The organism is Sphingobium sp. FW306-1B-F04DB (assembly GCF_058781925.1).
The window spans coordinates 24,097-35,322 of the sequence record NZ_JBYSXE010000046.1; the positions used below are offsets into that span (position 1 = coordinate 24,097).

General features: G+C 64.3%; 15 protein-coding genes. 11 read left to right on the top strand and 4 right to left on the bottom strand.

Going from position 1 to position 11,226, the window contains the following annotated elements; genetic code table 11:
- Positions 1 to 105: 105 nt before the first annotated feature.
- From secY to AC3WJD_RS17145, 3 genes are all read left to right on the top strand, one after another.
- Positions 106 to 1,473 (top strand): preprotein translocase subunit SecY, encoded by a 1,368-nt coding sequence (gene secY, locus AC3WJD_RS17135; protein WP_492747928.1) that lies wholly within the window; start codon positions 106 to 108, stop codon positions 1,471 to 1,473.
- The gene (locus AC3WJD_RS17140) at positions 1,470 to 2,120 is read left to right on the top strand and encodes an adenylate kinase (protein WP_492747930.1); all 651 of its coding nucleotides are present in this window, start codon (positions 1,470 to 1,472) and stop codon (positions 2,118 to 2,120) included. The genes secY and AC3WJD_RS17140 overlap by 4 nt, the downstream gene beginning before the upstream one ends.
- 163 nt (positions 2,121 to 2,283) lie before the next feature.
- Positions 2,284 to 2,805, top strand: a complete 522-nt coding sequence (locus AC3WJD_RS17145) for an SRPBCC family protein (RefSeq protein ID WP_492747931.1) — start codon at positions 2,284 to 2,286, stop codon at positions 2,803 to 2,805.
- A gap of 61 nt (positions 2,806 to 2,866) precedes the next feature.
- Here AC3WJD_RS17145 and AC3WJD_RS17150 read toward each other — a convergent pair whose 3' ends face one another.
- The gene (locus AC3WJD_RS17150; RefSeq protein WP_492747932.1) at positions 2,867 to 3,307 is read right to left on the bottom strand and encodes a MarR family winged helix-turn-helix transcriptional regulator; all 441 of its coding nucleotides are present in this window, start codon (positions 3,305 to 3,307) and stop codon (positions 2,867 to 2,869) included.
- A 142-nt stretch (positions 3,308 to 3,449) separates the two neighbouring features.
- Here AC3WJD_RS17150 and AC3WJD_RS17155 point away from each other — a divergent pair, with 142 nt between their 5' ends.
- Positions 3,450 to 4,214: an alpha/beta hydrolase gene (locus AC3WJD_RS17155; RefSeq protein ID WP_492747933.1), complete on the top strand. Its 765-nt coding sequence runs from the start codon at positions 3,450 to 3,452 to the stop codon at positions 4,212 to 4,214.
- 71 nt (positions 4,215 to 4,285) lie between these two features.
- On the opposite strand, the gene AC3WJD_RS17160 is transcribed toward AC3WJD_RS17155, so the two are convergent.
- From AC3WJD_RS17160 to AC3WJD_RS17170, 3 genes are read right to left on the bottom strand one after another with little or no spacing between them, the layout of a single operon-like run.
- On the bottom strand, positions 4,286 to 4,780 hold the full coding sequence (locus AC3WJD_RS17160) for a P-loop nucleotide/nucleoside kinase family protein (RefSeq protein ID WP_492747934.1): 495 nt from the start codon (positions 4,778 to 4,780) through the stop codon (positions 4,286 to 4,288).
- Positions 4,781 to 4,792: 12 nt separating this feature from the next.
- On the bottom strand, positions 4,793 to 4,927 hold the full coding sequence (locus tag AC3WJD_RS17165) for a hypothetical protein (protein ID WP_492747935.1): 135 nt from the start codon (positions 4,925 to 4,927) through the stop codon (positions 4,793 to 4,795).
- Positions 4,924 to 5,334 (bottom strand): hypothetical protein, encoded by a 411-nt coding sequence (locus AC3WJD_RS17170; RefSeq protein WP_492747936.1) that lies wholly within the window; start codon positions 5,332 to 5,334, stop codon positions 4,924 to 4,926. Before AC3WJD_RS17170 ends, AC3WJD_RS17165 begins: the two co-directional genes overlap by 4 nt.
- A gap of 187 nt (positions 5,335 to 5,521) precedes the next feature.
- Between AC3WJD_RS17170 and gdhA the strand changes: the two genes are divergently transcribed.
- The 7 genes from gdhA to rplQ all read left to right on the top strand — a co-directional run bounded on the left by gdhA (position 5,522) and on the right by rplQ (position 11,157).
- A complete protein-coding gene (gdhA, locus tag AC3WJD_RS17175; RefSeq protein ID WP_492747937.1) occupies positions 5,522 to 6,877 on the top strand; it encodes an NADP-specific glutamate dehydrogenase in 1,356 nt (451 codons plus the stop codon).
- A gap of 82 nt (positions 6,878 to 6,959) precedes the next feature.
- Positions 6,960 to 7,880 (top strand): CHAD domain-containing protein, encoded by a 921-nt coding sequence (locus AC3WJD_RS17180; protein ID WP_492747938.1) that lies wholly within the window; start codon positions 6,960 to 6,962, stop codon positions 7,878 to 7,880.
- Entirely contained in the window at positions 7,870 to 8,355 is a 486-nt protein-coding gene (locus tag AC3WJD_RS17185) for a CYTH domain-containing protein (RefSeq protein ID WP_492747939.1), read from the top strand. The genes AC3WJD_RS17180 and AC3WJD_RS17185 overlap by 11 nt, the downstream gene beginning before the upstream one ends.
- A 199-nt stretch (positions 8,356 to 8,554) precedes the next feature.
- The gene (rpsM, locus tag AC3WJD_RS17190) at positions 8,555 to 8,923 is read left to right on the top strand and encodes a 30S ribosomal protein S13 (RefSeq protein WP_492747941.1); all 369 of its coding nucleotides are present in this window, start codon (positions 8,555 to 8,557) and stop codon (positions 8,921 to 8,923) included.
- A gap of 46 nt (positions 8,924 to 8,969) precedes the next feature.
- Positions 8,970 to 9,359, top strand: coding sequence for a 30S ribosomal protein S11 (gene rpsK, locus AC3WJD_RS17195; RefSeq protein ID WP_492747942.1), 390 nt, complete (start codon positions 8,970 to 8,972; stop codon positions 9,357 to 9,359).
- A gap of 99 nt (positions 9,360 to 9,458) precedes the next feature.
- On the top strand, positions 9,459 to 10,520 hold the full coding sequence (locus AC3WJD_RS17200) for a DNA-directed RNA polymerase subunit alpha (protein WP_492747943.1): 1,062 nt from the start codon (positions 9,459 to 9,461) through the stop codon (positions 10,518 to 10,520).
- A 214-nt stretch (positions 10,521 to 10,734) separates the two neighbouring features.
- Positions 10,735 to 11,157, top strand: coding sequence for a 50S ribosomal protein L17 (gene rplQ, locus AC3WJD_RS17205; RefSeq protein ID WP_492747944.1), 423 nt, complete (start codon positions 10,735 to 10,737; stop codon positions 11,155 to 11,157).
- Positions 11,158 to 11,226 lie beyond the last annotated feature (69 nt).

Sequence of the window (11,226 nt, forward strand, 5' to 3'; positions counted from 1 at the left end):
CTTTCGCCGCATCAGGCTTAGACAAAGCCGGATCGCACATTATATGGAGCGGCGGGGGGCAGCGATGCATTCCGCCGCTCATGTTTTTCGGGGTCTATCACAGTCATGGCATCCGCAGCCGATAATCTGGCATCCAACCTGAACCTGTCGAAATTCGCGCAGGCCACCGAGCTCAAGAAACGCCTTTGGTTCACCATAGGCGCGCTCATCATCTTCCGCTTGATGAGCCATGTGCCGCTGCCGGGCGTCGACCCGCGCGCTCTGGCGACGCTCTACGACACGACTCGCGGCGGCGTCCTCGACTTCTTCAACACCTTTTCGGGCGGCTCGCTCGAGCGCATGAGCGTGATCGCGCTGGGCGTGATGCCCTACATCACCGCCTCGATCGTCGTGCAGCTCGCCACCGCCTTGTCCCCCACGCTCTCCGCGATCAAGAAAGAGGGTGAGAGCGGGCGCAAGCGGCTCAACCAGTATACCCGCTACGGCACCGTGGGCCTGACCGCGATCCAGGGCTATTTCATCGCCGTGGGCCTCGAGGCGTGGGGCGCGACGCAGGGCATGTCCGCGGTCGTCGAGCCGGGCTGGACCTTCCGCATCGCCGCGGTGATCTCGCTCATCGGCGGCACCATGTTCCTGATGTGGCTGGGCGAGCAGATCACCAGCCGCGGCGTCGGCAACGGCGTTTCGCTCATCATCATGGCGGGTATCGTCTCGCAGCTGCCGATGGCGCTCGCCAACCTGTTCGAGGGCGGCCGCACGGGCTCGATGTCGCCTTTGCTGATCCTCGGCATCATTGGCCTTGCGCTCGGCCTTATCGCCTTCATCTGCTTCATGGAGCGGGCGCAGCGCCGCGTGCTGATCCAGTATCCCAAGCGCCAGACGCAGCGCGGGCTGATGCAGGCCGAAAAGAGCCACCTGCCGCTCAAGATCAACACCGCGGGCGTGATCCCGCCGATCTTCGCCTCCTCGCTGCTGCTCATGCCGCTCACGCTCGTCCAGTTCTCGGGCCAGCAGGTCAATGGCGAAAGCGCGACGGGCGATTTCATCATCGGCATCACCACCGCGCTCCAGCACGGTGCGCCGCTCTACATGGCGCTCTATGCCGCGGGCATCATCTTCTTCTGCTTCTTCTACACCGCCGTCGTCTTCAATCCCGAAGAGACCGCGGACAATCTGAAGCGCTATGGCGGCTTCATCCCCGGCATCCGTCCGGGCAAGAACACCGAGACCTATCTCGACTATGTGCTGACGCGCATCACCGTGATCGGCGCGGCCTATCTGACCGTGATCTGCCTCGTCCCCGAATATCTGATCTCGGCGGCGGGCATCCCGTTCTACCTCGGCGGCACCAGCCTGCTCATCGTCGTCAACGTGACGATGGACACGGTGACGCAGATCCAGAGCCATTTGCTGGCGCACCAATATGGCGACCTCATCAAGAAGGCGAAGCTAAAAGGCGGGAGAATGCGTTGAATATAATCCTGTTGGGCCCGCCGGGGGCGGGGAAGGGGACACAGGCAAGCCGGCTCGTCGCGGAGCGCGGCATGGTTCAGCTCTCCACCGGCGACATCCTTCGGGCCGCGGTCAAGGAAGGCACCGAAGTCGGCAAGATGGCCGACGAGATCATGAAGGCGGGGAAGCTCTTTCCCGACGAACTGATGGCGCAGATCCTGGGCGAGTATATGGACAAGCTCAGTCCCGATGCCGGCATCATCTTCGACGGCTATCCACGCACCGCGCGCCAGGCCGAGCTTCTCGACGAGTTGATGGCGGCACGCGGCCGCACGCTCGATCATGTGATCGAGCTTGAGGTGGACGAGGACGCGCTTGTCGAGCGTATCACCGGCCGCTTCACCTGCGCCAGGTGCGGCGAGGGCTATCACGACACGTTCAAGCAGCCCAGGGTCGTGGGCGTCTGCGACGTCTGCGGCAGCACCGAGTTCAAGCGTCGTCCCGACGACAATGCCGAGACTGTGCGCACGCGCATGGCCGAGTATCGCGCCAAGACCGCGCCGATCTTGCCCATCTACGACGCGCGCGGGCTCGTGGAGCGCGTGGACGGCATGGCGGACATCGCGCACGTCAACGACGCGATCGAGGCGATCCTCGACGGCCGCTGAGTGACTCCCCTTAAAATTGTCATTCCCGCGAAAGCGGGAATCCAGTTACGATGTCGATCTGGATCAGTGCCGGGTCGGATCGTCCCCCAGACGATCCTTGAACATGCGGGGCATGTTCAACCCGGCGCTCTTTCGCGGGAATGACACGACAGGGGGTGCCCTCATGAAACTGCTTCCGCTCGCCATTGCCGCCTCGGCCATCGCGACACCCGCCGTAGCAGAGGTGAAATCCGCAAGTGATACGGGCTTCGAGGTCGTCAGCGTCGCAACGCTGAAGGCGTCCCCCGATGCGGTGTACGCCGCACTCAGCACGCCCGGCGCGTGGTGGAGCAGCGCACACACCTATAGCGGCGACGCGAAGAACATGACGATCGACGCGCGCGCGGGCGGCTGTTTCTGCGAGAAGACCGCGGACGGGAGCGTCGAACATGGCCGTATCGTTTATGCTGAGCCGGGCAAGGTGCTGCGCTTCGTCGGCGGCCTTGGTCCGCTTCAGTCCGAGGCGATCACCGCGACGATGACGTGGACGATCGAGCCCGATGCAGGCGGTGTGAAGATCACGCAGCGCTACGTTGCGAGCGGCTATATGCCGGGCGGCCTCAAGGCGATCGCGGCAGGAGTCGACGGGGTGCTCGCCGAACAACTCGGGCGTTTGAAGGCCTATCTCGACAAGCCGGCGGGCTAGGCCCTCCAGCACGCACCAGAATGACGCTTAGCCGTGGGCCGGCGGCAAGCCCGCTACAAACTCACTCTTTCAGCGCTTCGCGCAACCGCCGCACTTGTTCGTTGAAGGCAATCATTTCGGGCACCGTGAGCTTCGAATGTTCGAGCAGCGCGTCGGTGAGGCAACCCGTCTCGCGGCGGAGCGCCTTGCCCCTGGCGGTCAGGAACACCTGTACCTGCCGCTCGTCCGAGGGATTGCGCTGACGCGATACGAACTCTGCCGCCTCCAGCCGCTTGACCAGCGGCGTGATTGTGCTCGGTTCAAGCGCGAGCCGGTCGGCGATCGCCGTGATCGTCTGCCCGTCAGCCTCCCATAACGTGCTCAGCACCAGATACTGCGGATAGGTGACGCCCATCGAATCGAGCATCGGCTTGTACAGCCGGTTGATCGCGATGGTGGTCGAATAGAGTGAAAAACACAGCTGCGCATCGAGCGGCAGGAGCTCTTCGGTCGAATCTTTCATAAACATCTCTATGAAAATCAGTTGCTTAACCAAAAACACTTATCGCGATAAATTTTATCTTTGACAAAGGCGGATGTCCAGTCTTAGAAATATACATATCGCGATAATAATTATCGTAACAATGATTGAAAGGAGATACACCATGACCAAGAAGTTTCTCGCCGCCGCAGCTGCCTCGCTCGCTCTGGGCGCCGCTTCCTCCGTTGCCGCCAAGCCGGCCGAACCCGTCAAATCGGTCGTTCTCGTCCATGGCGGTTTCGTCGACGGCTCGGGCTGGGCCGATGTCTATCAGAAGCTGACGAAGGATGGGTACAAGGTCACCGTCGTCCAGAACCCGACCAACTCGCTCGAGGACGACGTGGCGGTGACGAAGCGCGCGATCGCCGCGGCCGACGGCAAGGTAATCCTCGTCGGCCACAGCTATGGCGGCGTGGTCGTGTCGGAAGCCGGCACCGACCCCAAGGTCGCGGGCGTCGTCTACATTGCCGCCTTCGCGCCCGACAAGGGCGAGTCGGTCGGCTCGCTGATCGCCAACCCCGCGCCGGGTGCACCGGTGCCGCCGATCCTGCCGCCCGTCGATGGCTATCTCTTCCTCGACCGTGCCAAGTTCGCCGATAGCTTCGCGGCCGATGTGAAGCCCGAACTCGCGAGCTTCATGGCTGCGTCGCAGCGCCCCTGGGGCGTCGGCGCCCTCTCGGGTGCGGTCACCGCCCCGGCATGGCGCGCGAAGAAGAGCTGGTACCTCGTCGCCAGCGACGACAAGATGATCCCGCCCGCCGCGCAGCGCCAGATGGCCGCACGCGCCGGTGCGACGGTCCGCGAAGTCGCCGCCAGCCACTCGGTCTATGTGTCGCAGCCGGCCGCGGTCGCCAGCATCATCGAGGAGGCCGCCAAGGGCGCCGAATAAACCAAGGCTCCTCGGAAAGTACACCGCCGGGCTCCGCAAGGAGTCCGGCGGCTTGTCGTCGATCATAATGGCTATCGTTGGTCGTGAAGGACCACGTTGAACCCCTCCTCAGGCGTCGGAGCGACGAAAAAGCTTGTGAAAAGATCGAACTCGGCCTCGCTCACGTGATACTCGTGCGCTCCTGCGGAGTTGCGAGCCCCGAGACGTGCCTTGCAGACCCCGTCAGACGCGCGAAGATAGTGAAGCCGATGGTCGGCGTCCGCTCCCTCGAACACGGCCCGCATCCATGACCGGGCCTTCGGTGTGTTCGCCTGAAAATCGAGAACCACATCCAGGCCCGCTCGCAGCAACGTTTCCAGATGCGGCCCGATTGCCTCGCGCAAGCGCGTCGTCGAGCGCACATAATCGTCGAGCGTCCTGATCTCGCCAGGGTAGAGGCGCGACAAGAGACGGTCTTCGCTGAGCAAGATACTGTGTGGGGAGCGCGCGAGGCCCGTCGCCATCGACGATTTGCCGGACGCGATCTTACCGCAGAACATGTGCAACACTGCTTTCCCGCCCGCCATGCAGCCGCACCCTCAGACCGTCACGCGCTTCAAAAACGGTCCCCAATAGCCCTTCCAGCGCGCCACCGCGTCGGCATCTGCCAGCTTGTCGTGATTGATCGCGAGCCCGGCCTTTCCCGGCGCCTTGTCCGAGCCCATCACGGTCACCTTGGAGCCATCGGCCAGGTCGACGCGCCAGTAGCGCCATTTCTCCGTGCTGCTCTCGCGCGGTGGCCGATAATCTCGACGTCGTCGAAAGCGGTCATGCCAGCCACTGCGGTGCGCCAGGCCGCGAGCGCCCCGTCCTTGTCGCCGCCGAGCGTCCGCGTCGCAGAGGCCGAGAAATCGCCCGTGCAGGTCTGCCCAACCACGCGGCGGCCGATCGCGCGCTCATACTCCACGGTCAGCATCTGCGACCACCAGCCGGGCACGCCGTGCTCTTGGTGGAGCTTTGCCGCGATCTCCTTGTGCGGCAGTGTCACTGCACCCATGCCGTCGAGCAGCCGGCGCCATTCGGGCCATGTCCTGCCCGTGGCCGCCGCGATCGCCTCGTCCGAATATTGTGCCTGTGCCATGGTGGTCCTCTCCGCCGTCAGCATGGCCTTGCCATTACCGATGCGCAATCCATGCCTCGTGACCGCGCATGCTCGTTTCACTTCGAAAACATGATAAGCCGTTGACCGCAAGCGACGGTTTCGACTCGAACAGGAACCGCGTTGCACGGGGTCGCCTTAAAACTGTTGCGCAACAGGAGGGCGAGGAATGGCCATTAGTGATCATGTCGACCTGCCGACCTTCATCGAAGGCGTGAAAAGGCGCAATCCGGGGCAGGATGAATTCGTCCAGGCGGTGCAGGAGGTCGCCGAGGATATTTTCGACTTCATCGCCGACAAGGAAGAATATCACCACTACCAGATTCTCCGGCGCATCGCCGAGCCCGACCGGGTGATCTCGTTCCGTGTCTGCTGGGAGGACGACAAGGGCAATATCCGCGTGCAGCGCGGATGGCGCGTGCAGAACAACAACGCGATCGGTCCGTACAAGGGCGGCATCCGCTTCCACCCCTCGGTCACCGAGAGCGTCCTCAAGTTCCTCGCCTTCGAGCAGACCTTCAAGAATGCGCTCACCGGCCTGCCGATGGGCGGCGGCAAGGGCGGCGCCAACTTCAATCCCAAGGGCAAGAGCGATCACGAGGTGATGCGCTTCTGCCAGAGCTTCATGACCGAGCTCTATCGCCATGTCGGCGCCGATGTCGACGTGCCCGCGGGCGATATCGGCGTGGGTGCGCGCGAGATCGGCTATATGTTCGGCCAGTACAAGCGCATCACCAACCAGTTCACCGGCGTGCTGACGGGCAAGGGCATCGAATTCGGCGGCTCGCTCATCCGTCCCGAGGCGACGGGCTATGGCGCGACCTATTTCCTCCAGAACATGCTGAGGACGCGGGGCCGCGACCTGAGCGGAGTGACCGCGGTCATCTCGGGCTCGGGCAACGTCGCGACGCATGCGGCGGAAAAGGTGACGCATCTCGGTGGCAAGGTCGTGACGCTTTCCGACAGCGAGGGCTTCGTCCACGACCCCGACGGGATCGATCTGGAGAAGATCAACTGGGTCAAGGCGCACAAGACGCGACGGCGCGGGCGCATTGCCGACTATGCCGCGGAGTTCAAGACCGCGACCTTCCATGAGGGCAAGACCCCCTGGGCCGTCCCGTGCGATGTGGCGCTGCCCTGCGCCACGCAAAACGAGCTGCTCGGCGAGGATGCGCGCACGCTTGTGAAGAATGGCTGTTTCGCGGTGTCGGAGGGCGCGAACATGCCCACCGATCTGGAGGGGGTGCACGTCTTCAAGGACGCCCGGATCCTCTACGCGCCGGGCAAGGCGGCCAATGCGGGCGGCGTCGCGGTCTCCGGGCTCGAGATGAGCCAGAATTCCGAACGCCGTTCGTGGAAGGAAGCGGAACTTCAGCAGCTTCTGCTCGATATCATGGAAGGCATCCATGACAGCTGCCTGCGCTATGGCCGCGTGTCCGACGATTATGTCGACTATGTCCGCGGCGCGAATATCGCGGGCTTCAAGAAGGTTGCCGACGCCATGCTTGCCTATGGCGTAGTCTGAAGGATCGGCGGGCGGGCCGCGACGGCCTTGCCTTTGTTTCGCTGCCGGCCATAATGCCCGCGGGGCTGGATCGGAGCGCGCCTTGGCGTATCGCCTGAAACGCAGCGACAGGTCGATCGAAGCGGCGGTGCGCCGTATCGTCGACGAACAGGCCGACGCGGCGCTGAAGGACCTCTCGGACTCCGGCGTCGATCGTGTCGAGACGGTTCATTCGGCGCGCAAGCATTGCAAGCAGCTGCGTGCATTGATCCGGCTCATCCGCCCGGGCTTTTCGGCCTATGCCGAAGCCAATGCCCGATTGCGCGCGCTCGCCGCGCCACTGGCGGTGGCGCGCGACGCCGATGTGATGATCGAAACCCACGACGCGATCGTCGCGCATTGTCCGGCGATCGACGCCTCCGCATGCGCCGTGATCCGCCGCGGCCTCGTGCATAACCGCAAGGCGCTGGACGCGGTCGTCGACCTCGACATGCGGCTTGCGGCTTTTGCCGAGGATCTGGAGGCGTTGCGCGCCGATGCCGCGCACTGGGAGCTTGACGGGGATGGCTTCGACGCGGTCGCGCAAGGCCTCGCGCGCGCCTATCGCCGCGGGCGCAAGGCGATGAAGCGCGCGGCGGGCAGCGATGATCCCGACGATTATCATGACTGGCGCAAGGCGGTGAAATATCACTGGTACCATACGCGGTTGCTGGGGCCGATGTGGCCCGCCGAAATGGCGGTGCACATCGAGGCGGCGAAACAACTCGGCGAATTGCTGGGCCATCACCATGATTTCGCGGTGCTCGATCGTGCGCTTGCGGCGCATCCTGACGAATATGGTGGGGAGGGCGCGACTGCACCATTCCGTGCGGCGCTGGCGCAACGCACCAGGGAGGTTGCACAGCAGGCGCTCGCCGATGGGCGCTTGCTGCTGAGCGAGCCGCCCGACGTGCTCACCGCGCGCTGGCGCGGCTATTGGCGCGTCTGGCGCGACGCGTCCGAGGGATCGGGCGATGGCGACTGAGATCGAGCGCAAGTTTCTTGCTGCCGGCGATGGCTGGAGGGACGCCGCGATCTCGGTGAAGGCGATTCGGCAGGGCTATATTGCGCAGGGCGCCACCGCGTCGGTGCGTGTCCGCGTCACCGACAATGCCGCCGCGACATTGACGATCAAGGCCGAACGCAGTGGCCCGGCGCGGCTCGAATTCGAATATGTCATCCCGGTGCCGGATGCCGAGGCGCTGCTCGCGCTCGCTGGCGCGCATATCCTCGCCAAGCGCCGTCACATCGTGCCGGCGGCGGAGCACGACCTCGTCTGGGAGGTCGACGTCTTCGAGGGGCGGCATGCGGGGCTGGTGCTGGCCGAGATCGAACTCGATCAACCAGGCCGCGCGGTCGTACTGCCCGACTGGATCGGCCGCGAGGTGACCGACGATCCGCGTTACTATAATGAAGCGCTGGCAACCGCTGACGGGATGGCGGACACGCCATTGGCCTGACCCCGCTGGACGCGCCATCGCCGCACGGATCAGCGCGCGCTTGACTCCGCTGCAGAGCCCCCCTATTGGGGCTGACATTCCGAAACCCCGGCTCTCCGGCGGCGCTATCTTGCGCTCGCCGCGTTTGTGCGTTTCGGGATTGACGCGTTGAGATGGGCGGTTCTGCCAGGGCCGTCTGTGGAGCAGGAGAAAGACGAAGATGGCACGTATTGCGGGTGTCAACATCCCGACCAACAAGCGCGTTCTGATCGCGCTTCAGTATATTCACGGAATCGGCCCGGCCAAGGCCCAGCAGATCATTGACCAGCTCGGCATCACGCCCGAGCGGCGGGTTCAGGATCTGTCGGACCAGGAAGTGCTCCAGATCCGTGAAACGATCGACGCCAACCACACGGTGGAAGGTGACCTTCGTCGCGAGACCGCGATGAACATCAAGCGCCTGATGGATCTGGCCTGCTATCGCGGCCTGCGCCATCGCAAGGGCCTGCCCGTCCGCGGCCAGCGCACGCACACCAATGCGCGCACCCGCAAGGGCAAGGCGAAGCCGATCGCCGGCAAGAAGAAGTAAGCCGCCGGCTTACGCTACGGTCACCACCAGGTAGGGACGTAAAGATATGGCACGCGAACCTCAGCGCCTTCGTCGGCGCGAGCGCAAGAACATCACCGCCGGCGTCGCGCATGTGAACGCCAGCTTCAACAACACCATGATCACCATAACCGACGCGCAGGGCAATGCGATTTCCTGGTCGTCGGCGGGCATGATGGGCTTCAAGGGCAGCCGCAAGTCGACGCCCTATGCCGCCCAGGTTGCCGCCGAGGACGCGGGTCGCAAGGCCGCCGAGCACGGCGTCCGCACGCTCGAGGTCGAGGTCAAGGGCCCGGGTTCGGGCCGCGAATCGGCGCTTCGTGCGCTGCAGGCGGTCGGCTTCAACATCACGTCGATCCGCGACGTGACGCCGATCCCCCACAACGGCGTCCGCCCCTCCAAGCGTCGTCGCGTCTGATGTGAACTTCGCAGGGGTCGTCCGCAAGGACGGCCCTTTCGACCTGAAATCTTCCGGCCGGAGCGCCCCCCGCTCCCGCCCAACGCCAAGGGGAAGCCCGTGTCTGTCAACGTCAAGAACTGGCAGGAATTGAAGAAACCCAATGGCCTGGAGAAGAAGGCTGGCGGCGACGCCAAGCGCAAGGCCGCGTTCGTCGCGGAGCCGCTCGAGCGCGGCTTCGGCCTGACGCTCGGCAACGCGCTGCGCCGCGTTCTCCTCTCCTCGCTGCAGGGCGCCGCGGTCACCTCGATCAAGATCGAGAATGTGCTGCATGAGTTCTCGTCGCTTGCGGGTGTCCGCGAGGACGTGACCGACATCGTCCTCAACGTGAAGCAGATCGCGCTCAAGATGGAGAGCGAGGGCGCCAAGCGCCTGCAGCTTTCCGCGACCGGCCCCGCCGAAGTCACCGCGGGCATGATCTCGGTGTCGGGCGATATCGAGGTGATGAACCCCGATCTCGTCATCTGCCACCTCGACGAGGGCGCCACGCTCAACATGGAACTCGTCGCGGACACCGGCAAGGGCTATGTCCCCGCCGCCGCGAACCGTCCCGCGGACGCGCCGATCGGCCTGATCCCCGTCGACGCGCTCTACTCGCCGGTGCGCCAGGTCGCGTACAAGGTGGAGAACACGCGCGTCGGTCAGGAACTCGACTATGACAAGTTGACTCTGACGATCGAGACCGACGGCACCGTCACCCCCGATGACGCGCTCGCCTATGGCGCGCGCATCCTGCAGGACCAGCTCCAGCTCTTCGTCCACTTCGACGAGGGGCTGGCTGCGCCGACCGCGACGATCGGCGTTGCCGCGCCGTCGGCCGCGGAAACCGAGAGCGACACCAACCAGCTCAACCGTTACCTGCTCAAGAAGGTCGACGAGCTCGAACTGTCGGTGCGTTCGGCCAACTGCCTCAAGAACGACAACATCATCTATATCGGCGATCTGGTCCAGAAGACCGAGGCCGAGATGCTGCGCACGCCGAACTTCGGCCGCAAGTCGCTCAACGAGATCAAGGAAGTCCTCTCCAGCATGGGCCTGCGCCTCGGCATGGAGATTCCCGGCTGGCCGCCTGAGAATATCGAGGAAATGGCCAAGAAGCTGGAACAGGAAATCCTCGGCTGATGATTGATCCTCCCTGAGCTTGCTCGGGGAGGTGGCGGCCCGAAGGGCCGACGGAGGGGTGACGCTCGGAGTCGACCCCTCCACCGGCTTCGCCGGTCCCCCTCCCCAAGCAAGCTTGGGGCGGGTTTCAAAAAGGGGTATGGGCGGTGCCCCGTTTTCACCGCCTGGCCGGGAGTACCTTGAACGGCTCCCGAACGAACGAAGGAAGAAGAATATGCGTCATCGCGTAGGCGGCCGCAAACTGCAGCGGACCTCGTCACACCGTACCGCCATGTTCCGCAACATGGCAGCGGCGCTCATCAAGCATGAGCAGATCATGACCACGACGGCCAAGGCGAAGGAGCTTCGCCCCTATGTCGAAAAGCTGATCACGCTCGCCAAGAAGGGCGGCCTTTCGAACCGTCGTCTGGCGCATGCGCGGCTGCTCGACGACGCGCAGCTCAAGAAGCTGTTCGACGTCCTTGCCGAGCGCTACAAGGACCGCAACGGCGGTTATACGCGCGTCATCAAGGCCGGTTTCCGCGCCTCGGACGCGGCGCCTGTAGCGTATATCGAGCTGGTCGACCGCGACGTCTCGGCCAAGGGCCAGGATTCGGGTCCGGTGCTCGGTGACGACGACATGGACGAAGCGGCGTAATCGCTTAGGTTCAGCAAGAATACGGAAGGGGCCTCGCGGAAACGCGGGGCCTTTTTTGTTGGGGGGGGG

Excerpts from the sequence above, each read along its gene's own strand:
- secY (WP_492747928.1), top strand. The coding sequence starts at position 106 with ATGGCATCCGCAGCCGATAATCTGGCATCCAACCTGAACCTGTCGAAA.
- AC3WJD_RS17145 (WP_492747931.1), top strand. The coding sequence starts at position 2,284 with ATGAAACTGCTTCCGCTCGCCATTGCCGCCTCGGCCATCGCGACACCC.
- AC3WJD_RS17150 (WP_492747932.1), bottom strand. The coding sequence starts at position 3,307 with ATGAAAGATTCGACCGAAGAGCTCCTGCCGCTCGATGCGCAGCTGTGT.
- AC3WJD_RS17155 (WP_492747933.1), top strand. The coding sequence starts at position 3,450 with ATGACCAAGAAGTTTCTCGCCGCCGCAGCTGCCTCGCTCGCTCTGGGC.
- AC3WJD_RS17160 (WP_492747934.1), bottom strand. The coding sequence starts at position 4,780 with ATGGCGGGCGGGAAAGCAGTGTTGCACATGTTCTGCGGTAAGATCGCG.
- AC3WJD_RS17170 (WP_492747936.1), bottom strand. The coding sequence starts at position 5,334 with ATGGCACAGGCACAATATTCGGACGAGGCGATCGCGGCGGCCACGGGC.
- gdhA (WP_492747937.1), top strand. The coding sequence starts at position 5,522 with ATGGCCATTAGTGATCATGTCGACCTGCCGACCTTCATCGAAGGCGTG.
- AC3WJD_RS17185 (WP_492747939.1), top strand. The coding sequence starts at position 7,870 with ATGGCGACTGAGATCGAGCGCAAGTTTCTTGCTGCCGGCGATGGCTGG.
- rpsM (WP_492747941.1), top strand. The coding sequence starts at position 8,555 with ATGGCACGTATTGCGGGTGTCAACATCCCGACCAACAAGCGCGTTCTG.
- rpsK (WP_492747942.1), top strand. The coding sequence starts at position 8,970 with ATGGCACGCGAACCTCAGCGCCTTCGTCGGCGCGAGCGCAAGAACATC.
- rplQ (WP_492747944.1), top strand. The coding sequence starts at position 10,735 with ATGCGTCATCGCGTAGGCGGCCGCAAACTGCAGCGGACCTCGTCACAC.